The sequence below is a fragment of the Trichocoleus sp. FACHB-90 genome (assembly GCF_014695505.1).
In the GTDB taxonomy this organism is placed as follows: domain Bacteria; phylum Cyanobacteriota; class Cyanobacteriia; order Cyanobacteriales; family FACHB-T130; genus Funiculus; species Funiculus sociatus.
Genome location: NZ_JACJOK010000056.1, coordinates 1 through 21,973, shown reverse-complemented (window position 1 = coordinate 21,973; position 21,973 = coordinate 1). Strand labels below are relative to the sequence as shown.

20 protein-coding genes are annotated in these 21,973 nt (G+C 46.6%); 12 read left to right on the top strand and 8 right to left on the bottom strand.

Features of this window, described 5'->3' with window-relative positions; translation table 11 throughout:
* Positions 1-94: 94 nt before the first annotated feature.
* The 3 genes from H6F74_RS16195 to H6F74_RS16185 all read right to left on the bottom strand — a co-directional run bounded on the left by H6F74_RS16195 (position 95) and on the right by H6F74_RS16185 (position 3,834).
* Positions 95-1,165: a glycosyltransferase family 4 protein gene (locus H6F74_RS16195; RefSeq protein ID WP_199301296.1), complete on the bottom strand. Its 1,071-nt coding sequence runs from the start codon at positions 1,163-1,165 to the stop codon at positions 95-97.
* 56 nt (positions 1,166-1,221) lie between these two features.
* Positions 1,222-2,460, bottom strand: a complete 1,239-nt coding sequence (locus tag H6F74_RS16190) for a peptidoglycan-binding protein (RefSeq protein ID WP_190442884.1) — start codon at positions 2,458-2,460, stop codon at positions 1,222-1,224.
* Positions 2,461-2,697: 237 nt separating this feature from the next.
* On the bottom strand, positions 2,698-3,834 hold the full coding sequence (locus H6F74_RS16185) for a DMT family transporter (protein ID WP_190442882.1): 1,137 nt from the start codon (positions 3,832-3,834) through the stop codon (positions 2,698-2,700).
* Between the two features lie 379 nt (positions 3,835-4,213).
* Here H6F74_RS16185 and sppA point away from each other — a divergent pair, with 379 nt between their 5' ends.
* Both sppA and aroH read left to right on the top strand, forming a co-directional pair.
* Entirely contained in the window at positions 4,214-5,035 is an 822-nt protein-coding gene (sppA, locus tag H6F74_RS16180; protein ID WP_190421552.1) for a signal peptide peptidase SppA, read from the top strand.
* Positions 5,036-5,134: 99 nt separating this feature from the next.
* On the top strand, positions 5,135-5,521 hold the full coding sequence (gene aroH / locus H6F74_RS16175) for a chorismate mutase (protein WP_190421551.1): 387 nt from the start codon (positions 5,135-5,137) through the stop codon (positions 5,519-5,521).
* Positions 5,522-5,576: 55 nt separating this feature from the next.
* Here the strand turns inward: aroH and crtR are convergent, their stop codons facing one another.
* Positions 5,577-6,461 carry a beta-carotene hydroxylase gene (crtR, locus tag H6F74_RS16170; protein WP_190442880.1) on the bottom strand — a complete coding sequence of 295 codons (885 nt, stop codon included), beginning with the start codon at positions 6,459-6,461 and terminating at the stop codon, positions 5,577-5,579.
* 246 nt (positions 6,462-6,707) lie between these two features.
* Here crtR and H6F74_RS16165 point away from each other — a divergent pair, with 246 nt between their 5' ends.
* On the top strand, positions 6,708-7,532 hold the full coding sequence (locus tag H6F74_RS16165; protein WP_190442878.1) for a COP23 domain-containing protein: 825 nt from the start codon (positions 6,708-6,710) through the stop codon (positions 7,530-7,532).
* Between the two features lie 82 nt (positions 7,533-7,614).
* Here the strand turns inward: H6F74_RS16165 and H6F74_RS16160 are convergent, their stop codons facing one another.
* Both H6F74_RS16160 and H6F74_RS16155 read right to left on the bottom strand, forming a co-directional pair.
* Positions 7,615-8,430, bottom strand: a complete 816-nt coding sequence (locus tag H6F74_RS16160; RefSeq protein ID WP_190442876.1) for an alpha/beta hydrolase — start codon at positions 8,428-8,430, stop codon at positions 7,615-7,617.
* Positions 8,431-8,556: 126 nt separating this feature from the next.
* Positions 8,557-9,279, bottom strand: a complete 723-nt coding sequence (locus H6F74_RS16155; RefSeq protein ID WP_190442873.1) for a lysophospholipid acyltransferase family protein — start codon at positions 9,277-9,279, stop codon at positions 8,557-8,559.
* 444 nt (positions 9,280-9,723) lie between these two features.
* On the opposite strand from H6F74_RS16155, the gene metG reads away from it, so the two are divergent.
* The 3 genes from metG (at position 9,724) to lptC (ending at position 13,256) form a co-directional block, all read left to right on the top strand.
* Positions 9,724-11,331, top strand: a complete 1,608-nt coding sequence (metG, locus tag H6F74_RS16150) for a methionine--tRNA ligase (protein ID WP_190442871.1) — start codon at positions 9,724-9,726, stop codon at positions 11,329-11,331.
* 112 nt (positions 11,332-11,443) lie between these two features.
* Entirely contained in the window at positions 11,444-12,052 is a 609-nt protein-coding gene (locus tag H6F74_RS16145; protein ID WP_190442870.1) for an NYN domain-containing protein, read from the top strand.
* A gap of 40 nt (positions 12,053-12,092) precedes the next feature.
* Positions 12,093-13,256, top strand: coding sequence for an LPS export ABC transporter periplasmic protein LptC (lptC, locus tag H6F74_RS16140; RefSeq protein WP_190442868.1), 1,164 nt, complete (start codon positions 12,093-12,095; stop codon positions 13,254-13,256).
* 57 nt (positions 13,257-13,313) lie between these two features.
* Here lptC and H6F74_RS16135 read toward each other — a convergent pair whose 3' ends face one another.
* Positions 13,314-14,669, bottom strand: coding sequence for a D-alanyl-D-alanine carboxypeptidase (locus H6F74_RS16135; protein WP_190442866.1), 1,356 nt, complete (start codon positions 14,667-14,669; stop codon positions 13,314-13,316).
* Between the two features lie 246 nt (positions 14,670-14,915).
* On the opposite strand from H6F74_RS16135, the gene plsX reads away from it, so the two are divergent.
* The 6 genes from plsX to H6F74_RS16105 all read left to right on the top strand — a co-directional run bounded on the left by plsX (position 14,916) and on the right by H6F74_RS16105 (position 20,364).
* Positions 14,916-15,959 carry a phosphate acyltransferase PlsX gene (gene plsX, locus H6F74_RS16130; protein ID WP_190442864.1) on the top strand — a complete coding sequence of 348 codons (1,044 nt, stop codon included), beginning with the start codon at positions 14,916-14,918 and terminating at the stop codon, positions 15,957-15,959.
* Positions 15,960-16,061: 102 nt separating this feature from the next.
* The gene (locus H6F74_RS16125) at positions 16,062-17,060 is read left to right on the top strand and encodes a beta-ketoacyl-ACP synthase III (RefSeq protein WP_190442862.1); all 999 of its coding nucleotides are present in this window, start codon (positions 16,062-16,064) and stop codon (positions 17,058-17,060) included.
* A 110-nt stretch (positions 17,061-17,170) separates the two neighbouring features.
* Positions 17,171-18,058, top strand: coding sequence for an ACP S-malonyltransferase (gene fabD / locus H6F74_RS16120; RefSeq protein WP_190442861.1), 888 nt, complete (start codon positions 17,171-17,173; stop codon positions 18,056-18,058).
* Positions 18,059-18,243: 185 nt separating this feature from the next.
* Positions 18,244-18,882: a lysophospholipid acyltransferase family protein gene (locus H6F74_RS16115; RefSeq protein ID WP_190442859.1), complete on the top strand. Its 639-nt coding sequence runs from the start codon at positions 18,244-18,246 to the stop codon at positions 18,880-18,882.
* 4 nt (positions 18,883-18,886) lie between these two features.
* Entirely contained in the window at positions 18,887-19,936 is a 1,050-nt protein-coding gene (locus tag H6F74_RS16110) for an AI-2E family transporter (RefSeq protein WP_190442857.1), read from the top strand.
* 110 nt (positions 19,937-20,046) lie between these two features.
* Positions 20,047-20,364, top strand: coding sequence for a DUF2288 domain-containing protein (locus tag H6F74_RS16105; RefSeq protein ID WP_190421528.1), 318 nt, complete (start codon positions 20,047-20,049; stop codon positions 20,362-20,364).
* A 31-nt stretch (positions 20,365-20,395) separates the two neighbouring features.
* On the opposite strand, the gene H6F74_RS16100 is transcribed toward H6F74_RS16105, so the two are convergent.
* On the bottom strand, positions 20,396-21,655 hold the full coding sequence (locus tag H6F74_RS16100; RefSeq protein ID WP_190442855.1) for a Zn-dependent hydrolase: 1,260 nt from the start codon (positions 21,653-21,655) through the stop codon (positions 20,396-20,398).
* Positions 21,656-21,973 lie beyond the last annotated feature (318 nt).

Here is a 21,973-nt window from a genome sequence, read left to right as displayed (position 1 = left end):
CGCGATCGCTCTCACAAAATAGTATGTACATTTGAAAGTTGCTTTGCTAGATTTAACACTTCCTCTAGGGTTACAACCTTGTCCATGCTTCACCTCAGCAATTCTTAGATTCCTCTATGATGTCTTGAAACCAGTTTAAGAAGCGATCGCCCAAAGCCTCCAATGAATACTCGGCTTCGGCTTGTTGGCGACAAGCTAGGCGGTCAATTTGATCCAATCGTCCAATTGCCTCTACTAAACCTTCCACGCTATCCGGTTCCACCAAAAAGCCCGTTTTCCCATCTTGGATAATTTCAGTAGGGCCACCTCGACTGTAGGAAATTACTGGCACCCCACAAGCCAACGCCTCAATTACCACATTGCCAAACGCTTCCACCCAGCGAGGAGTCATCAACAGCGCCCGACATTTGCCTAATTCTTGCTGCATTTGGGCTGTGGGGAAAAATCCCACATATTCCACAGGAGCATCTGGATAATCTTGACAAATCTGCTGCCAGTATGCTTCATCCTGCATCTTTCCCAATATTTTCAGGGGGATGCCAGTTATATTCGCAGCTGCGACAGCATCCTCCAAACCTTTTTCGGGAGCGATTCGACCCAGCCAAGCTAAGGCGGGTGAGGGTTCTTTGACAAAATCATACAGGGATAGATCCAGCCCACCACCCAGAATCCGGCACTGCTGGGCAAAAGGAAACGTTTCTGCCTGGGTGCGAGTGTAGACACCAATAGTACCGGGAAACTCGACAGCAACCTTTGCGGCGATTTGATCCATTGCATCGGAGAGGGAACCCATACTGATGAAATGAGCGATCGCGCACTCAAAAAATGGTGTCAGGTAAAACGGCAACCAATCGTAGGCAATGTTGAAAATCAGATCGTAATCAGCCTGCACTTGCCGCGCATAGTCGCACATATTGCCTAATACCGAATTTTCCGGCATGACAATCGGCGTACTGCGTCCCTGACTCTGAGCCGTAGTTTGGAGTTCTCCAGCAATCTCGACAATGGGAATCTCCCCCAAGACAGATCCTTGGGGAGCGACAATTTTTAGAGTATGACCCCGGCGGATCATCTCTTGGGCAACGTTAAGCAGCGTTAGTTCGACACCTCCCCCTAGCCCTGTGCCAAGAGCGCCAACTGGGGTTGAGAGCAATAACAGTTTCAAAGAGCGTTGAATGTGTTTTGGGTTAAGTTCTGAGTTATTTTAATTCAATCAAAACTTCATTGCGATCGCTCGTCTGATTTGTCTTCAGGGGAATTAGGCAAAGCTGCCTTATTATCGGCACCAGGGATACTGCGAATCCGATTTAACTGACCCATAGCCCACCGCGCTGTTTCCTGAACATCGGAATTTTGATCCTCAGCAGCAAGGCGCAACAGTTGGCTAACTTGGGAAATTGTGTCATAGATTCTCGTCAAATCGCGAATCGCATTTTTCCGCACTTCCGGGCTTTCATCTTGCAACGAAATTGCCAGCGCCCGGTTCATGGGTTTGAGAGTGCGCGTGCCAATTTGCGATAGAGCCTCCAATATTAAGCCGCGTTGCTGGGAATCTGAATCCATCAACAGATCCACCAATGGCTGTACTGCCCTAGAGTCTCCCCGTTGCGCCAGTTCCCAAATTGCCTTGCGTCGCTTTGTAAGATCGTTTCCCTGTAAATCTTTGACTAATTCTTCAACAATGTCGATTTTAGCCAGGCGAGTAGTTTCCCTGATAGGCGGTGTTGTTTCTTTAGGCGGCTGGGGAGTTATTCCTTCCTCTGGATTACGTTTATCTAAAACGGTGAAAACAGGGGAATGGAAGCCGTTTTTGCTGTCGTTTTCTAGCGGTTGAATGTGGGTGTCGATGCCATTATTACTGGCATCTTCCAAGTCTAGATAATTGATTTCATCGGATACATCAGATGAGGCTTCTGGCTCCTCCTCGTCCCTGGTAGCTTTTTTCAACCATGACACAAAGAAGTACACTGCCAATCCTACCCCAGCAGATGCTAGAGTCAAGCCCAGCGCCCACAACAGCGGATTAGGGCGAGGTTTTGCCGCTTTGGGTTTTTGTATAGGGGATGGTTTGGGCTGTGCAGCTAGAGATGTCTTGATATTCTCCCTAGTTGTTGAGCCAGCAACGCCGTCAGCCGCTAACCCAGCAGATGTTTGAAATTTGGAAACTGCAACCGCTGTAGTTCGCCCATACACTCCATCAACTGCCCCGTCGTAGTGTCCCAAACGCTTGAGTGCCTTTTGTAATTCGGCTACTTCCAAGCCTTGAGAGCCAACTGTGAGGACAGGTTGCGCGTCTGCGGCGTTTGGAGAACTTCCCTGAGCTAATTCTAGGGATTGCGAACGGGTTGGTAAAGTGGCGATCGCTTGCTCAACACCTGAAAAGTTTTTGCCTGAAATGGGGATAAAACCCAAACAGGTGACAGATGTGACTAGAAGCAACGTTGAGCGATAGAGTATCATTTTGGGGAAACCTGTCTAAGCGATCCAAACCCGACAAGATCCTTTGCTAAGAGTTTTTTCTTTAGCTTCCAGTGCCAGCATGAAATTATAATTTCTATACAGTTAGTAAGCTTTTTACCCACAAGATTTGGGGGAAAAGCTCGTTTGGTGGAATTGAAAATGATGCGCCGATCATAGCAAAAACTATTAATTTGCTCTCACATATTAACTTCTGCTTGGGAGCGATCATCTTCATTCCTACCGATTTTGCCACATCTCGGCTTCAGATTCTTTCAATTTTATCGGCAGTGACGCATAGGGTCGTTGTTCTGCGGCACCTAACAGGGGAATTTGCTCCTCAGAGGTGGTTTCCTCACCGGAGACAATAGCCTCAACAGATGAGGAAGCCCAGAATCTGCGATCGCTCCACTTTTGGGCTAGCGTCTCCCGCTGATTAATTAGATATATACTCACCAGGGTAAGACTGACTCCTGCCCACTGGAGGGGAGTCAGAACTTCCGACAACAGCAGGTTGCCAAAGAGTAGGGCAAACACTGGTGTCAGAAAAGTTAGAGAACTGAGGCTGGTAAGACTGCCACTAGAGGCAAAGTAAAAGAATAAACCGTAAGCGATCGCGCTGCCAAATATTGTCGAATAGCTCAACGCCAGCCAGCTTAAGCTATCTAAATGCACCCACTGTTGGGTTTCCCCAATAGCAGACAGCGCAAATAAAGGCAACCCGCCCAAAATCATGTGCCACCCTGTTGCCATCACCGGGTCGGCATATTGGCACACCTTCCTAATTGTCACCGTTCCCACAGCCATAGACAGGGCCGCCAACAGCATTAGCCACTGCCCATTTTCAAATAGATGCACCAAAGACACTAAATTTAGGGTTTCTACCATCGATTGGGCGATCGCGTTTGGGTGTGAAAGATTGAAAATCCACTCTTGGGGCAACCCAATCAAACTAATACCCAGCACTCCCACTAATAATCCCAGCCAACCCCACAAACCAATGGTTTCACCAAACAACCAGCACGATAGCAAAGCTACTGCCAGCGGCTGAGAGTCAATCATTACCGATCCCAAACCCGCACCAGTTCTCACTAATCCCAGCGCCAAAAATCCCTGAAACAAAGCGCCATCAACCAAGGCAAACAAGCTAATCCACAGCCATGCACTAATACCTTTTGGTTGAGGTTTCCCCATCAAAAAGCCTGCTACCAATACCAAAACACCCGCAGGCACCAACCGCACACCAGCCATAAACAGAGGTGTCGTGTTTGGGATAACGCCTTTCATCGCTACCATAGCCGTTCCCCACAGAAAAAACGGGGCAATTAGTAGCAACGGTGCGAACGGGATTTTGGATTCTGTGAATTTTAGCTGCATAGAAGGGCTGGGGATTGGGGATTGGGGATTGGGGATTGGGGATTGGGGAAGAGGAAAAAGTCTTACCTAGTCCCTAGTCCCCAGTCCCCAGCCCCCAATCCCCTTATTGTACTTAATATGTATTTCTGTTAAGCAACTTATATGAATTGTTGTGAGTATTACAAAAATATATGTATTTGCTATAAAGCACCAGCTATGTTAAGGGAGCGATGGAAATAGACCAAGAAGCCCAGGCACCAGTAGCCCACCTAAACAGATGCGGATCGTGCAAACTAGAGAAAGGATCGGCATTTATGTGGAAACGCTTACTGTTTCTAGGATTTGCTCTTTTACCTAACTCGGCTCATCCAATTATTCAAGATTCATTGCTTGACTGCTCATGATCTGGCCTTTTAAGCCCAAATTTCAAAAACAAATTGCTCGGATTGAAGTTACAGGCGCGATCGCTGCTGCCACCCGCAAACGGGTTTTGGAAGCTCTGAAAACCATTGAAGAACGACGCTTTCCCGCCTTACTGCTTCGCATAGATAGTCCAGGCGGGACTGTTGGCGATTCGCAAGAAATCTACGAGGCGCTCAAACGTCTGCGCCAGAAGGTCAAGATTGTTGCCAGCTTCGGCAATATCTCGGCATCCGGAGGAGTCTACATCGGCATGGGAGCCGACCACATCGTCGCCAACCCAGGCACGATTACTGGCAGTATCGGTGTAATTCTGCGAGGAAACAACCTGGAGCGCTTGCTAGAAAAAATCGGCGTATCTTTCAAGGTGATCAAATCCGGCCCCTATAAGGATATTTTGGCTTTTGACCGGGAACTTACAGAGCCGGAAGAGAACATTCTCCAAGATTTGATTGACAACAGTTATCAGCAGTTTGTCGAAACGGTTGCTGAGGGGCGAAAATTAGCAACAGAAAAAGTTAAAAGCTTTGCTGATGGTCGCATTTTTACTGGAGCGCAAGCTTTAGAACTGGGCATCGTAGACAGACTCGGAACTGAGGAAGACGCACGCCGCTGGGCAGCAGAATTGGTGGGTCTTGACCCGGAGAAAACCAAGTGTTTCACTATTGAAGAACGCAAACCCTTTTGGAATCGCGTGGTATCAAGTAAAGTTCAGGGGGTATCTGGTCTATCAGCTGGGATAGACTGGTTAGAATTTGAACTATCTACCAGTGGCCAGCCGTTGTGGCTATATCGACCATAGTTAGTGCTGAGTGTTGAGTAAATTAAAACTCAGACGCGATATATCGCGTCTGGAACAACTCAAAACTTAAAACTATTTTAATATTCGGAGGACTTTTGCGTGGAGTGGCGAGTTAGAGCGATTCGCGGGGCAACAACTGCCTCAGAAAACACCGTTGAGGCGATGCGAGAAGTGGTGACAGAACTGCTGGATGAATTGGAAAAGCGAAATCAACTGCACCCAGATGAGATTATCAGTGCTACGTTCTCGGTTACTCGTGATTTAGATGCTGTCTTTCCCGCAGCGATCGCTCGTTCTCGTCCTGAATGGGACAATGTTCCCCTGTTAGATGTTCAACAAATGCACGTAGAGGGCGGACTGGAACGCTGCATCCGTTTCCTAATCCACGTCAATCTTCCAGCTTCTCACCCCCCCATTCACCATCCCTATCTGCGCGGTGCCAAAACCCTAAGACCAGATTGGGCCTTAGTAATAGGTAATAGGTAATGGGTAACTGGTGAATAGGAAAATATTTTTCCCAATCCCCAATCCCCAATCCGTATTAGCTAACACTTTTTTTGTGAAAGCGGATACCCAAAAAAACGTCATATAGGAAGCTCCGGAAATCTTTTCCTTGCAGCAGTCCTAGGGATTGATGACAGCCTTTTTCGTCTAACAGTGGTTTGGTGGCGTAATAAGCGTTCTGGTAGTTGTACCAGGGGATAGCAGGCCACAAATGATGAATTAGATGGTAGTTCTGCCCCATAATCAGCACGTTGAGAACTGAATTGGGGTAAACTCTGGCATTTTTCCAGCGATCGCGCTCTTGATGCGGACGATGCGGTAGATAATCAAAAAACAATCCTAGCGCCAATCCCACCACGCCAGCCGGTATGAACCAAAAATTCAGAATGTAGCCTAAAAAGTGATACTGAATTGAGATATAGAAAATAGACCCGACAAACAAGCGGCTTAAAAACCATTCCCAAAGTTCATGCTTGCGCCACAGCTGCCGTTGAAAGAAAAATATCTCGTGGTACAAAAAGCGTACCGGAATTAACCACAGGGGCCCTCCCGTAGAAACGTAATGATCCGGGTCGTTTTCCGGGTCATTCACATGAGCATGATGCTGCAAATGCACCCGCGTAAACACGGGGAAGGCAAAGACTAACATCAGCGCACTGCCATGTCCCATGATGGCATTAACTACCCGGTTACGATGGGCAGAATTGTGGCAGGCATCGTGAATCACCGTTCCTGCCATGTGCAGGGCCAGTGTATTAGTGGTAAAACAACACCAGTGAGGCCACTCCCACAGCCAGTAACCGAAGTTTGAAACTACTAGCATCGCTACGGATGATAAAAACATGAGTAGCGTTGGATTGAACTCTCCTGGCGGTTCCAAGTATTCGCGTGGAACTGTCAGCGGCTTTTGTGCCTCCGACATTGGTTTTTTCTCCTTTTATCTTCTATTTAAGGACTGCGCGGGAACTTTAGAGCGGTTTTTCCCGTCATTGGTATTTAGGGGACACCGTAGACAATTACCGCTTGCCCGGATTTCTTTCAGGGCATAGAGGTTATAGTCGCACCCTCGTAGTATACGCTACAAATGTCCATTTATAAAGATTTGTGAAAACAGCTCATTTTTTAAATGATGCTGACAATAGTCAAGAAACTTCCTAAGAGGGTTGATATGTCACCACGGCTGTGTAAGTTGGCTTTCGTGCTTGGGTCTTCAGTTTTTCAAAGTCTGGCTTTATCCGTTGGGGTAACAATCTTACTGAGTAGCGGTGAAGCCAATGCAGGTTATCTGATTCAAGCGCAACTACCAGATGTAGAAGACCAAAAGAAGACATCGCCTGGGGATGTTGAGGTAGAAACCAAGCCTGAGAGTAAAGAGTCTACCACAACCCAACCGGATGCGGAATCAGATAGCAAAACTGCCGACGAGTCGCGATTTACCTGTCAGGTTATGAGCGGGCAGTATACGGTGATGTACCATCCCAAGAGCCAACCAAGTCAATCTTATGCTTGGGCAACTCCGAGTCCTTTAGGCGGTGGTTGGACATCAGAGCGACGCTGTAACGAAATTAGCCGCAGGTTAGAATCTTATAGACCTGATGGTTTGCAAGAGATGCAGGCATCTGTGGAAAACAACTACAACGTTGTTTGTATCACCACTCAGAAAAACCCAGATTGTCGAATTGTGCTGACAGTACCGCCGGGACAAGATCCACAACAAACGCGCGATCGCGTGTTTCAAAACATTAGCATCGCCGACACCGGACAGGTAACTCAAGGCGTGAATACTTTTGTCGGTGGTAGGGATGCTCAGATGCTCAGCGACTTATTAAACCTGGGTTTGTCTTCTCTGGGCGGCAATTCCCTAAATCGTCCATCCCAAAATATTAACCTGCGACCTTTCTTAGATCCATCTGACGGCGGTACTGGCACCCAGTTGAGACGCGGAATACCCGCACGATCCAACCCTCGGCTGAATCCCAATAATTTCCGTTAAAGACTGATCCCTGATTTTTGCTTTGGTTGAGAAGCGATCGCTTCTCAACTTCTCAAGCTATTGAGTGCATATTCTCAGAAAGTTAGGATGAAATATTCGCGAGATTTTTTTCCCGACTTTCTAAGAAATTTTCCGCTTTCATAATTTCGTAGAGGTTGACATCTGCTTCCAGAAGGCAGGCGTGACCGCAACGAGGCAAGACAAGCATTTTGGCGTTGGGTAGGACGGAAGCTAAATGTTGAGCCTCAGCTACAGAAGGCAACAGGCGGTCTGCGCCACCAGCGATCGCCAGTACAGGTAAGTTAAGGCTACGCAGCTTGCTTTCCTCCATGTAAAAGTCTCTCACTAAGGAAATTCGCCAGATAATAGTTTTCGGCGGTACTGACCGAACGGCATCTAGAAGCGCTTGGCGATCGCTTGGTAAAATTCTTTCCAAATGAGCCAAAAACGGTAAAAGCCAAACTGCTCCCAGACGATAAATTAACTCTGGCACCAAGTGAGTTAGTTGCGATCCCAATCGCAGCCACGGTCTTTGATTAAGAGAAGAAGCTGGGTTAACTAGAATCATCCGGTCAAACAGTTTAGGCGATCGCAGTGCCACTTTCATCGCCAAGCAGCCGCCAAATGACTCGCCACACAGGTAAACTGACCGATTTGGTTGTTTTTTTAGTTCTGCTTCCACCAGAGCCACTACCTGCTCTGTGAGTTCTTCCCAGCTGGTCAAATCATCGGCGGGGATTGCCAAACAGCGGATATCAAAGCCTGATTCTAATCCAGTCGTTTGCGATCGCAGCAGCTGACCTGTACCATCCATACCTGGAAGGAACACAAACAGCGGGTGATCTTGATTCATCCGGCTGGGGGTAAGGAAACAAGGACGGCTTTTAACTTCTGGCATTTTTTAACGTCCGTTTAAAAAACAACTTGTGAAAAATTAGAATCAGTTGCTAATTGCTCGCTGGTTGAATAGCCAATCTGGTAGGTATTTATCCTCATTTTACGGGATAACTCCCACCCTCTTCCACTAATAACAACCCTGACGCAGTAGATCAGCAATTTCCTGATGACAGTAATCAGACAGATCGGCAACAACTGATTTTGCCTGCTTTCCTTGATATTGTTCCCGCATTTGGGGAGAAATCCAACGCGGACGACCAATTAAAACGTTAGTCCGACGATAAATCACCATCGGGTGCCAGCCGGGGCCGGCGAAAAGCGGCTCTGAAGGGTCAAAGAAACTTAACAAACGCAGTGGCACCGCTGAGTTGGTGGTTTCTTCCAGGGATGCGATCGCCACTGGCAAAACGGCTAAATTCTGCACAGGCGCTCGTATTGCCAGATGAGCAAATCCCCGTTGGAAATCCCCCATTTTATTAGGCGGTGTCACCTGCACCATCGGTTTAGCCCCCTCTGGAAACACCCCAACAACCTGACGATGCTGCAACAGTTGAATCGCTTTCTCAAAAAAACCTTTCTGCCGATGTTCAGGGGCTTCTAAAGGAAAACACCCCAACTGATTAACAATCTCCCGCATCACAGGCACTTGCCCCATATAGTGATGGCAGGCAAAGCGAATCGGACGTTTGATTGCTGCCATCAGTAGCGGTGCATCGATAACACTGCGGTGATTGCTCACAACCAGTACAGGACAGTCATGAGGAACCCGATCCTCATGGTATACATACATCCGCGTCGAGAGAGTCGAGAGCAGAAATTGAGAAATTTGTAAAGGGCTATCTGAAGACATTCTTTAAATGTAAGCAATAATCGACAGGCGCAAGGAACAGTAGAGCGGATAGTAAAAGGAATGGATGCGATCGCAACGCCACCTTTAACAGGCAAGACTTGCTGTGCTTAGGCTAGAGGCATTTTCCTCAGTTCAGTCAGGGTACGGCACTGCCGTCTTCCAACACTTAGCACTCAACCCTTACTTTCCCAACGCCAACTCATTAACTTTTCTTAATACAATTATTAACCTTATTCTCCTGGGGTTTACGAATCTCTTAAGGCAGAACTTTCTAGTAAAGAGTGTTTAAGTGTTCTGGGCAATTTCTTAGTCATAAAAAGTATAAATTTATACTTGTCTAACTAAATTTACTTAAAAACATCTAGAAAAGGTAACGAAAAAATCCAAAATAACCGTACCCTTGGATATGATCGAAAGCAAATAATCTGGTTGTTTTTTATATCTATGAGTGTTAACGATACAAGTAAAAGCACATTTGCTATTACCACACCCCTGTATTATGTGAACGACGTACCCCATATCGGCAGTGCCTATACAACCATCGCTGCCGATGTCGTGGCTCGGTTTGAGAGACTACGCGGCAAATCCGTGTTATTGATTACAGGCACGGATGAGCATGGACAGAAAATTCAGCGGACAGCAGAAGCTAATGGACTTGCCCCGCAAGCTCACTGCGACAAAATTGCTGATACTTTCAATACACTTTGGCAAAAGCTTCACATCAAGTACGACCGATTTATCCGCACTACAGATTCCCGCCATCAAGCGATAGTCAAAGAATTTTTCCAGCGAGTCTGGGAGAAAGGCGACATCTACCTTGGTCAACAAAAAGGTTGGTACTGCGTTGCCTGCGAAGAATTCAAAGAAGAACGTGACCTCCTAGAAGGACACCGTTGCCCTCTGCACCCAAACAAAGAAGCCGAGTGGCGAGACGAACAGAACTACTTCTTTCGACTCTCCAAGTACCAAAGCCAGCTGGAACAACTTTATCAAAAGCAACCGGATTTTCTCCAGCCAGAAAGCCGCCGCAACGAAGTTTTGAACTTTGTCAGCCAAGGACTTCAAGATTTCTCTATCTCGCGAGTAAATTTAGACTGGGGTTTTCCAGTACCAGTCGATCCCAGCCACACCATCTATGTCTGGTTTGATGCCTTGGTTGGTTACATAACAGCATTGCTCGATCCTGATATGGAACCAACGTTAGAGAATGCTTTATCCAAGTGGTGGCCGATTAATATGCACCTGATTGGTAAAGACATTCTGCGGTTTCATACAGTTTATTGGCCGGCAATGTTAATGTCAGCTGGTTTGCCTCTACCTGGCCGGGTGTTTGGGCATGGCTTTCTCACCAAAGACGGGCGGAAGATTAGTAAAACTCTGGGTAATACTGTCGATCCGGTCGATTTAGTAAACCGTTACAGCGCTGACGCTATTCGTTACTACTTTCTCAAGGAGATTGAATTTGGACAAGACGGAGATTTTAATGAAACCCGGTTTATCAATACCCTGAATGCAGACTTAGCAAACGACTTGGGAAACTTGGTTAACCGCACCTTAAACATGGCGAAAAAATACTGCAACAGCGAGGTTCCCAATTGCTCAGGAGAAGACATTCCCGCTGACAATCAGCTCAAAGCGGTTGGCTCTGTTCTAGGTGACAAAGTTACTCAAGCTTATGAATCCCTGGCTTTCAGCCAAGCAAGTGAAGCCATCTTCACTTTAATTCGAGCCTGTAATAAATTTATTGATGAGCAGGCTCCCTGGAAGTTATACAAGCAGGGACAACAGCAGGCAGTAGAACAAGTGCTGTATGCTGTTCTTGAATCTGCTAGACTGGCAGCTTATCTACTTTCCCCAATTATTCCCAACATCAGCAACGACATCTACCAACAGCTAGGCTTTTCAATTGACTTTAACAACAAATCGTTAACAGATGTTACAGAACCGTTCGTTACTCATAGCGCTTGGGGAACACTAACTCCAAGACAGAAGTTGGGGGAAGCTAAACCAGTCTTCGCCAGACTGGAACAACCCCAAGCTGTTTCGTCTTAGCTACTAGCTGTTAGCTTTTTTCTGCTGTCTTTTGTCTTTTGTAGCTTAACTAATGACAAATGACAACTGACAGCTAATTACTTTTTTCATAAAAAACCGAGGCATAACAATCATGTTGAATAATTTCACCAGTAATGATTCCGTCTTCACGCCGGAACAAGTTTTAGAAAATCGGGGCCGGGTTGCCATTTTTATTGATGGATCAAATCTGTTTTATGCAGCGTTGCAGCTGGGGATTGAAATTGACTACACAAAGCTGCTGTGCCGCCTAACGGCAGGATCTCGGCTGCTGCGCTCTTTTTTCTACACTGGTGTTGACCGCACCAATGAAAAGCAACAAGGCTTTCTGCTTTGGATGCGTCGCAATGGGTATCGCGTCATTGCTAAAGACTTGGTGCAGCTGCCTGATGGCTCTAAGAAAGCCAATCTAGATGTGGAAATCGCGGTTGATATGATGGCTTTAGTGGGGTCTTACGATACAGCAGTTCTCGTGAGTGGGGATGGCGATCTGGCTTACGCGGTTGATGCTGTTAGTTATCGGGGTGTCCGGGTCGAGGTTGTGAGTCTGCGTTCAATGACCAGTGACAGTTTGATCAATGTGTCAGACCGTTACATTGACCTCGATGGTATCAAAGAAGATATCCAAAAAACGCCCCGACAAAACTACACTTACCGTCCGCTTTCTGGGATCGGTTTTATGGACGATCAGGAAGAAAGGTAAGCTCAAAGACAAAAAAATAATTGATATAAAGGCAGAAGGAATGAAAAACTTACAAGTTAGTAAAAAACTATTTCTTTTGCCTTTTGCGTTTTGCCTTTTACCAGTTTTATTGGTTGGTTGTAATCCGCAAAAACGTGCAGAAAAAAAGTTAGAGAAAGATACTTCCTTAGTGACAGATTTTGAGGGGAGTTTGGTATTTAACGATGTAACTTTGGATCAGGCGGATGAGCAGGGACGACCACTATGGAAAGTGCAGGCGAAGAAGGCGGTTTACACCAAAGATAAGAAAACTGCCCGCATTCAGAATCCAACAGGCGATTTGTTTCAGGATGGGAAACTGGTTTTGCAGATCAAGGCAAAGAGTGGAGAAATTCAGGAGGATGGAAAAAAAGTATTTCTCAATGGTCAAATTGTAGCTACCGATCCCCGTAATGGTGCGGTGCTAAAGGGAGATCAATTAGAGTGGAGGCCGAAGGAAGACCTGTTAATAGTTCGTGACAATTTGGTAGGAACTCATAAACAGCTGGATGCTACGGCTAAGGAAGGAAGATATTTTAGTCGATCGCAGCAACTGGAATTAATCGGTCAGGTTGTGGGAACGTCGAAAGACCCAGTGTTACAAGTGAGAACGGAACACTTGATTTGGCAGATTCCTCAAAAGATGGTTATAGGCGATCGCCCACTCCAAATTAATCGCTACAAAGGTCAAGCTGTGACAGACCAAGCTTTCGGTAACAGTGGTCAGGTAAACCTGAACACAAAGACGGCGACGCTGAAGCAGAATGTCCAGATAAATTCCTTGGAACCGCCGATGCAAATAGCTGGTAATTCTGTCACCTGGGATTTAACTACGGAAATGGTAACGTCAAACGAACCATTAAAGGTTTTCCATCGGCAGCAGCAAGTGACGCTGACCGGAAATCAGGGACAGGTAGATTTGAAGGGAAAAGTTGCTCGTCTGAGTGGAAATGTCAGAGGCGTTGGTACTCGAAATCAATCCCAACTTCAAGCAGATCGGGTGAGTTGGAATATTTCTACTGAGGAATTTGATGCTGTAGGTAATGTGACTTATAAACAAGTTAATCCGCCGCTGCACTTGACAGGCCCGCAAGCTGCCGGGAGGTTACAGGATCAGACGGTTGTCGTTACTGGCGGCGGTGGTGCTAACAGCGGCGGCAGGGTGGTGACGGAAATTATTCCTTAGTTAGTGGCTAATGGCTAATTGGGAAGAGCAGACAATTAGCCATTAGCCATTAGCGAATCAAAATGGCACCTGGACACCGGAGATAATTTCGTTACGGGTAGGTTCTCCGAGGTGCTTGGGGGCATCAGAGGTGCCGGGGCTGGGGGCGAGGGCAACGGGTAAGGTAGGTGCCATTCCCCACTGCTTGACAAGCTTTTGCACGATGATGTCTTGTTGGGTGCGGAAGTTATCGACGTTGCCGCCTTTGTTGATGATGGCAAACCAAACGGGGCCGCGATCGCGTGTTGGAACTACTCCAGCTAAGGCACTAACTTCTCGCAGGGTGCCAGTTTTGATAATTGTGCCTGGTGGAAGTTTGCGATATGCCATCGTTCCCCGGCGATCGCGTCCCGCGACAGGGAATAAGTCGGCAACGGTTAAATTGTGGGGCTGTAGATAGCGCTCCATTGCCATCAGCATCCCACAAACAGCACGGGGAGAGATGCGATTTTCAACTCCCAGCCCGGAACCATTTATAAGTTGAATTTCCTGCTGGGGAACCCCCGCAGATTTAGCCCCCAACTGGGCTACAACTGATGCGCCGCCGAGGGAATTGGAAAGCATCTCTGCCATCTCGTTGTTGCTGTAGATGTTCATCTCCTTGAGGATATGAGCCAGAGACATTGAGTGGTGGCGCAACAATAAGATTTGTTTCGGGAATCCGCCAAAATCTACCTGACTAACGGGGCTTGGGGGAGTTAGCACTTTCACACCACCAGCGATCGCTATTTGAGGTTTTGGTGTTCCTGACGGCATTAAGTTGTAGAGATATTGGGCATCTCTGGGCCACAAGCGGGGGTTAAATGCGGCTTTTAGCATTTGACCAGCCAAGACGGGGTTAGATTGGTAATTCATGTAGAAATTGCCCACAATCACCAAATTGCCGTTAACTTGGCGGATACCGCGCTTATTTAAAGCATTACCAACAGCGATCGCTTCCTCCCAAACAAAGAACGGATCGCCACTACCAGTAATCACCAAATCTCCCTGCAACACCCCATTTTTAATCGGCCCCGTGGCACCGATCAAAGTTTCAAACTGATGAGCTGGCCCCCAAGTTTCTAAAGCAGCTACAGAAGTAGCAATCTTAGTCAACGAAGCCGCAGGGATGGGAATAGTCCCTTGGTGATTTGCCAGTGTCACCGCCCCAGACTGAAGCCACACCCCCTGAGAAGCTGTAACAGCTCCTTTGGCTGACAAGCCTTTCAAGTATTGCCGCATAGCGATTTCAGCTGCGGGATCGGTTGCGCTGCTCAGGGCAAACAAAGGAACGCCCCGCCACGCCATTAGTTGGGCAGTATCGACTCCAGTTGTGTTCAACCCAGCCATATTCAGCCACAAAGTAACCAATCCAGAGCCAAATAATTCCAGCATTACTCACTTTCCTTTCTTAGTACAAAGAGCCTGCAAGAGCGTGCAAGCTAGAAATTAGACGAACGACCCAAGCGACTTCCGCCTGAATTTACCAATTTTTGGGGATTGGGAACTGGGAAAAGTTTACCCCACACCTGCCCTCTGGCCCCTAGTTTCTCTTATTTTTGCTTTTTACCTTTCCATGATTGCCTTCTTCATCGGTCATCGGTACTGGTAGAATTTTTAAGGTTTCTATCATTTTGATCAATGGGATCGACTCGCGCACGGATCGCAATTGACGCTATGGGTGGCGACCACGCCCCCGCCGAAATCGTTGCAGGGGCGCTTAGAGCACAGGAAGAATTGGGCGTAGAGGTTTTGCTGGTGGGCGATCCTCATCAGATTGAAGCCACTCTCAAGCAACACACCAGTTCTCATCTTCCTCAAATTGTGCCTTCTGAAGGCACAATTGAAATGCACGAGGAGCCTCTAAGCGGGTTAAAACGCAAGCCCAAGGCTTCGATTAACGTGGCTATGGATTTGGTAAAACAAAAGCAGGCGGATGCAGTGGTTTCAGCAGGACACTCAGGAGCCGCTATGGCATCCGCACTGCTGCGACTGGGACGACTGCGGGGCATCGACCGTCCGGCAATTGGTGCAGTTTTGCCGACAATGATAGCAAGTAAGTCGGTGCTAATTCTTGATGTCGGCGCAAATGTCGATTGTCGTCCTAAGTTCTTAGAACAGTTCGCACTGATGGGGTCAATTTATAGCCAGTATGTGCTGGGTGTTGATGAACCCAAGGTAGGACTGCTCAACATTGGGGAAGAAGAATGTAAAGGTAACGAATTAGCAATTCGCACTCATCAAAAGCTGCAAGAAAATTCGCAAATTTCCTTTATCGGCAATGCTGAAGGTCGAGATGTCCTCACGGGACGCTTTGATGTAATTGTTTGTGATGGTTTTGTAGGCAATGTTTTGTTGAAATTTGCCGAAGCGGTTGGTGAGGCGGTGTTGCATATCCTCAAGGAGGAGTTGCCTCAAGGACTGCACGGACAGATAGGCACGGCTTTGCTAAAACCGAATCTGAAGCGCATTAAGCAGCGCGTAGACCATGCGGAACACGGAGGTTGCCTATTGCTGGGAGTGGCAGGAATTTGCGTTATCAGCCACGGTAGCTCCCAAGCTCCCTCGATTTTTAATGCAGTTCGCTTGGCGACAGAAGCTATTGATAATCAGGTACTGGAGCGAATTCAGTCTCAAGGTCGGATTATTCAGCAATCAGCAGTTAGCGGTCAGGAAGAAGTGTGAAGTCTGTTAATGGCTAATTGGGGAACAGCTAAGGTCAGGATTTCTGATTGCTAATTGTTCATTAGCCATTAGCCATTAGCAAACAACGATTGATGGAGTGTAATGATACAGCAATTAGGTGTCGGTGTCGCCATTACAGGGAGCGGTTCCGCGATACCGACAGTTTCCCTGGATAATCACCAACTGTGTGAGTTGGTGGAAACGAACGATGAGTGGATAACATCGCGCACTGGCATACGTAAGCGGCGGATAGCGGCTACTGAGTCGGTAAGCGATCTCGCTACGGTTGCGGCTCAAAATGCGATCGCTATGGCGGGAATTTCTCCAACTGACCTGGATTTGATTATTCTGGCAACCTCAACTGCCGACGATTTGTTTGGCAGTGCCTCATCAATTCAGTTTCGGTTAGGGGCAACTAAAGCGGTAGCCTTTGATTTAACAGCCGCTTGCTCTGGGTTTGTCTTTGCTTTGGCGACGGCATCGCAATTTATCCGCACTGGCGTATATCAAAATGTCTTAGTGATTGGGGCTGATATTCTCTCGCGCTGGGTAGATTGGTCAGACCGGAAAACCTGCGTATTATTTGGGGATGGTGCGGGTGCTGTCGTGATGCAGGCTTCGACTAGCGATCGCCTCCTGGGTTTTGAACTCAAGAGTGATGGCACTCAACACCAGTCTCTGAACCTAGGATATAAACCACAGCCTAAAGAACTTGTTGCCGATGTCGCCGTCCAAGAAGGTTCCTACCAACCCATCACGATGAATGGCAAAGAAATTTACCGCTTTGCCGTCCAAAAAGTGCCGGAAGTGATAGAAAAAGCCCTGTTTAGAGCAAACATGAGCGTTGACCAAATTGACTGGCTGATCTTGCATCAAGCCAATCAACGCATTCTTGATGCTGTCGCCCAACGCCTAAATATTCCTGCTGATAAAGTCATCAGCAATCTTGCCAACTATGGCAATACTTCGGCTGCAAGCATCCCCTTAGCGCTGGATGAAGCAGTGCGAGAAGGAAAGATTAAACAGGGTGATGTAATTGCTACTTCTGGTTTTGGGGCTGGGCTAACTTGGGGCGCGGCGATTTTCCAATGGGGAAGATAATTCGATTTTGGATGCTCTTGATTTTGGATTGGGAATGTTATGAATTTTTAATTAATAACTTCTAACTCCTCGCCTCCTAACTTTTTTCAACTAACAACTGACAACTGACAATGACAAAAACCGCATGGGTATTTCCGGGACAGGGTTCGCAAGCAATTGGAATGGGAACGGATTTATTAGACTTGCCAGATGCTAAGGCTAAATTTGAGCAAGCAGAGCAAATTTTAGGCTGGTCTGTTCCGGAAATTTGTCAAAGCCAGGAAGATAAGGTATCGCGTACTTTCTACACTCAGCCTTGTTTGTACGTGGTAGAAAGTATTTTGGCGGATATGATGCGCTCTTCGGGACACCAACCCGACTTGGTTGCTGGTCACAGTTTGGGAGAATACGTTGCTCTCTACGTTGCTGGTGTGTTTGACTTTGAAGCTGGTTTAAACTTGGTCAAGCGCCGCGCTGAATTGATGGATAATGCCTTTGAGGGCATGATGGCTGCCTTGATTGGGTTTGACCGCACCAAGCTGGAACAACTAATTCAGGAAACTCCCGACGTTGTAATCGCTAATGACAACAGTTCTGCTCAAGTTGTCATTTCTGGAACAGTAGAAGCAACAGAGGCACTGCTGTCTCAAGTAAAAGCCAAGCGTATTGTCCGCTTGAATGTTTCTGGCGCTTTTCACTCCCCGTTAATGGCTCAAGCTGCTGCTGAGTTCCAGCAAGTTTTGGAGTCTGTACCATTTAATTCAGCCCAAGTGCCTGTGCTGTCGAATGTGGAACCCATTCCTGCTGTAGATGCGGATGTTTTGAAGGATCGCCTGATTCGCCAAATGACAGGATCGGTGCGGTGGCGAGAAATTTCCCTACAATTGCCATTAGAAGGGATTTCGCGGGTAGTGGAAATTGGCCCCGGCAAAGTTTTGACTGGTCTGATTAAGCGCACTTGTCCCGATGTCATCTTGCAGAATGTTGGTAACGTTGCCGAATTACCAACAGCAAAATAAACTTACTTTCAGTCTCCCATTGGGAACGACTGACTCTCAAAGAGGCTCTGCCTCGTGTGATGCAAAAACAACTAATTGTGAATTGTGTGAGGCTCCGCCGCGCTTACGCGCCGCTTCCCTAACACAGAAGGCATTCCAATGCAGTGCCTTAGAACGAGAAAAAATCCTTATCACCGCTACCCTCTATGGGCAAAGATCGCGAACCTGTTTCGAGTTTAGTTCTGTATCATGTCTTCAAATGGTCGGTGGTAAGTCCTGTGCTGCACGGATACCTCCGGGGGCGCATCTATGGGGCCGAACAGGTGCCTGCTACGGGGCCATTGGTGGTGGTGAGCAATCATGCCAGTGACTTTGACCCGCCGATTTTGTCCTGCTGTGTACGGCGACCTGTGGCGTATATGGCAAAGGAGGAACTGTTTAAGGTTCCGGTTTTGAAGCAGGCAATTCAGTTATACGGTGCTTATCCGGTGAAGCGTGGTTCCGCAGACCGGAGTGCGATTCGTTCGGCGCTGTCTCTGCTGGAGGAAGGATGGGCTGTTGGTCTATTTTTGCAAGGGACGCGGACACTAGATGCCCGAATTACAGACCCTAAACTTGGGGCGGCGCTGATTGCGGCTAAGGCGAAAGCCCCGCTACTTCCGGTTAGTTTGTGGGGTACGGAGGCGATTTTTAGGAAAGGTTCGCCTGTACCGCGTCCGGTGCCTGTGACAGTGCGGATTGGTCAGGTAATTGATGCTCCCAGTTCGACAGATAGGGACGAGTTGCAGGAAATAACTCAAAAATGTGCGGCGGCGATTCATGCCCTGCACGACTTAGGGCGTTGAAAAGATGAGCGAACCATTAGGCAAAAATTTGTGGGAACGGCTCAACAATTCGGCTTTAGTGAGATTTCTGCTATTGTTTGCCTGTGGCTGGGCTGCGGTAGAGATTTTAGAATATTTTGAGACGGTTATTGTCATTTTTACATTTGCAGCGATTGTAGCTTTTTTGTTGAGTTATCCCGTGCGATCGCTACATCGTTTTGTGCCTCACGGTGTAGCTGTGACTGTAGTTTTTATTTTCGGCATGACTTTGATCGTTGGTCTGACGGTTACAGTGGGGATATCAGTTGTATCCCAAGGGCAACAATTAATTGAAAGTTTGACTACGTTTTTCAATTCTATGTTGCCGCTACTAGAGCGATTAGAAAACTACCTTCGACAACGAAATATACAAGTAAACTTAAATCTTATCGAAGAGCAGTTTAGAGAGCAGTTACTCGCTGGACTTGGAATAGGGCTTGGTTACAGTCTGGCAACAATTCAAATATTTTTTGCAAACTTTCTGAACTTGATATTAATTGCTGTTGTTTCTTTTTTCATGCTCTTAGATGGGGACAGACTTTGGAATTTACTAATTAAATTTGTTCCCAATCACCTACAAAACCGAGTTACACTTGTAATAAAAAGGAAGTTTTTAGGCTTTTTTAGAGGACAATTATTGTTAAGTTTGTTTCTGACTACTTCTAGTTTTATTGTATTTTTAGTTTTAAACGTACCTTTTGCATTGCTTTTAGCAATAATTACGGGATTATTTGACTTGATTCCTGGGATTGGAGCGACTTTAGGAGTAGGGATAGTTTTTATTATTTTGCTATCTCAAAATGTTTGGTTGGCAATTCAAGTAGTAGCAGCGTGTATTGTACTTCAGCAGCTACAAGATAATTTGATCTCCCCTCGGATTATGCAAAATTCGCTCAATATTAATCCAGTAGTGGTATTTTTTGCCTTGTTAGTAGGTGCAAGAGTAGCAGGATTATTAGGTATTTTTATTTCGATTCCTATTACTGGGGTAATAGTAAGCTTGTTTGAGATTGACGAAATGAAAGCCGAAGTATAGATAAAGTACCAGAGGATTTTAAAGTTTCATCTTATTGGTAAAATACCTTAAAGGTAGGGTTGAGGCTATTAAGTATAGCCTTGTAAACTAAAATAAAACAGGATAAAAAAATGTCCGATTTAAGAGCAGAATTAGCAGAGTTGCTGGATGAGGCCGAGTGGAATTGGCTGATGCCTCATGCTGAACGCGATGCTGTGGTTGTTGTGGATAAAGGTTTGGATTTGCTGGATGTGGGGGTAGCGATCGCGTCTGATGATGTTTCCTCGGTGCAGCATTGGATTGTCGAACAACTAATTTACAAGCCTTCCCCAGAAGAGAAGCAAGATTGGAACGTCAACCACAAGAAGCGATTCAACGCCCTCATCGTGTCGCCTTACGTTTTGGTGCAAGAATACATCCCCGAAACTCCCCTGAGTCCCCAAGAATAAAAGCTCCTCATCGTAGTTTTTTGAGTTACCTCTAGCTTGGAAAGCGCGATCGCGCTGTGTAAATTTGGTCTAGGTGTAACAAAGTTTGTAGCAGCACATTTGCGCCTTGAGTACATTGTTCTGGCGAGGTATATTCATTTTCTGCGTGACTGATACCTGCTTTGCTAGGGACAAAAATCATACCCATATCGGTGAAATGTCCTATTTCTTGTGCATCGTGACTGGCACGGCTAGGCATTGTACAGTGGGTAAGTTTCAATGATAAACAAGCTTGAACAATTGCCTGTTGAATCTGTGGTGTTGCGAGAGTTGGTATAGTTTGTAAAATCGGGGCGATCGCTATCTCGGTTTGTGTTGCACTAGCGATCGCTTTCAATCTTTCTTGCAACTCCTCTGCTATTCCCTCAACATGAGTTTGAGATAAGTCGCGGATATCTACCGTCATCTCAACTCGTCCCGGTACAATATTGGCAGCATTAGGAAAGACATTCAAGGCTCCCACTGTTGCCACTTGTTGACCGGGCGTATTCTTAGCTAGATCATTTACAGCTAAAATTACTTGAGCGCCTGCTACTAAAGCATCCTGTCGCTGGTGCATTGGGGTAGTTCCAGCGTGATTTGGGCAACCTGTGATGGTAATTTTATACCGATGCTGGCTAACAATACCCTCAACAACACCAATTTCTCTACCCAAACTCTCCAGCACTCCACCCTGTTCAACGTGTAATTCGACGTAAGCAGCGATATCAGAGCGAGTGCGTTTTGCTGTGGCAATTTTATCCCAATTTCCACCAATGAGTTCTAAACAAGTTTCAATTGAGGCGCGATCGCGGCGACTATAATATTCTGGGTCTTTTACAACACTACCCGACATCGCCTTAGCACCTATCATTGTGCCTTCTTCGTCCGCAAATACAATTACTTCCACCGGATGAGTTAAGGCGATACGATTTTCGTGCAATACTCGCACAGCTTCAATTCCCGCCAACACCCCCAAAACGCCATCGTAGCGTCCGCCAGAGGGTACTGTATCAATGTGGGAACCTGTAGCTAATGCTGGTGCTTGCTGCTGACCGAGATAAGTGCCAATAATGTTACCAGCGGCATCTATGCGAACTGTCATACCTGCCTCAATCATCGAAGTTTGCACCAGTTGACGCGCTTGTAAATCTTCCTGAGAGTAAGCAAGACGACGCACGCCGTTGTTAGGGAGTTTGCCAATTTCTGCGAGGCTGGCGATGCTGCGGTTGAGGCGATCGCTATTCACCGCTAGCGGAGAAATAACTGTCATATACAAACTCCCTTATCCAATTTTCTTGTATTCTGGCTCAGTCTGGTAAAGAAGTTTTGGAGGCTCTGCCTCCGATTGTTGATAATAGTGCTAAATGTAAGTTAGAAATTAATATTTTTCAGCAGCCTTAATAAGAGGCAGCGCTTCTATATTTTTTTCCCAACTCAGACTAAAAACAACTGTACTTTTTTATTAACACATTTTTATATAGGAATCCGGTTTGATTTTTGAAAAAGATTACGAGAAAATACATAGGAGTACACAAGTATAAGAACAGACAATGATAAACCAGCATCTACAAACCGAAATTGTCTCACC

What these genes read in the sequence shown, in the direction of transcription:
- H6F74_RS16155 (WP_190442873.1), bottom strand. Translation starts at nt 9,279, where the DNA reads ATGTCTTCAGATAGCCCTTTACAAATTTCTCAATTTCTGCTCTCGACT.
- lptC (WP_190442868.1), top strand. Translation starts at nt 12,093, where the DNA reads ATGAAAAACTTACAAGTTAGTAAAAAACTATTTCTTTTGCCTTTTGCG.
- H6F74_RS16165 (WP_190442878.1), top strand. Translation starts at nt 6,708, where the DNA reads ATGTCACCACGGCTGTGTAAGTTGGCTTTCGTGCTTGGGTCTTCAGTT.
- H6F74_RS16190 (WP_190442884.1), bottom strand. Translation starts at nt 2,460, where the DNA reads ATGATACTCTATCGCTCAACGTTGCTTCTAGTCACATCTGTCACCTGT.
- H6F74_RS16160 (WP_190442876.1), bottom strand. Translation starts at nt 8,430, where the DNA reads ATGCCAGAAGTTAAAAGCCGTCCTTGTTTCCTTACCCCCAGCCGGATG.
- H6F74_RS16115 (WP_190442859.1), top strand. Translation starts at nt 18,244, where the DNA reads ATGGGCAAAGATCGCGAACCTGTTTCGAGTTTAGTTCTGTATCATGTC.
- H6F74_RS16100 (WP_190442855.1), bottom strand. Translation starts at nt 21,655, where the DNA reads ATGACAGTTATTTCTCCGCTAGCGGTGAATAGCGATCGCCTCAACCGC.
- H6F74_RS16125 (WP_190442862.1), top strand. Translation starts at nt 16,062, where the DNA reads ATGATACAGCAATTAGGTGTCGGTGTCGCCATTACAGGGAGCGGTTCC.
- H6F74_RS16145 (WP_190442870.1), top strand. Translation starts at nt 11,444, where the DNA reads ATGTTGAATAATTTCACCAGTAATGATTCCGTCTTCACGCCGGAACAA.
- metG (WP_190442871.1), top strand. Translation starts at nt 9,724, where the DNA reads ATGAGTGTTAACGATACAAGTAAAAGCACATTTGCTATTACCACACCC.
- plsX (WP_190442864.1), top strand. Translation starts at nt 14,916, where the DNA reads ATGGGATCGACTCGCGCACGGATCGCAATTGACGCTATGGGTGGCGAC.
- fabD (WP_190442861.1), top strand. Translation starts at nt 17,171, where the DNA reads ATGACAAAAACCGCATGGGTATTTCCGGGACAGGGTTCGCAAGCAATT.
- sppA (WP_190421552.1), top strand. Translation starts at nt 4,214, where the DNA reads ATGATCTGGCCTTTTAAGCCCAAATTTCAAAAACAAATTGCTCGGATT.
- H6F74_RS16105 (WP_190421528.1), top strand. Translation starts at nt 20,047, where the DNA reads ATGTCCGATTTAAGAGCAGAATTAGCAGAGTTGCTGGATGAGGCCGAG.
- H6F74_RS16110 (WP_190442857.1), top strand. Translation starts at nt 18,887, where the DNA reads ATGAGCGAACCATTAGGCAAAAATTTGTGGGAACGGCTCAACAATTCG.
- H6F74_RS16135 (WP_190442866.1), bottom strand. Translation starts at nt 14,669, where the DNA reads ATGCTGGAATTATTTGGCTCTGGATTGGTTACTTTGTGGCTGAATATG.
- crtR (WP_190442880.1), bottom strand. Translation starts at nt 6,461, where the DNA reads ATGTCGGAGGCACAAAAGCCGCTGACAGTTCCACGCGAATACTTGGAA.
- H6F74_RS16185 (WP_190442882.1), bottom strand. Translation starts at nt 3,834, where the DNA reads ATGCAGCTAAAATTCACAGAATCCAAAATCCCGTTCGCACCGTTGCTA.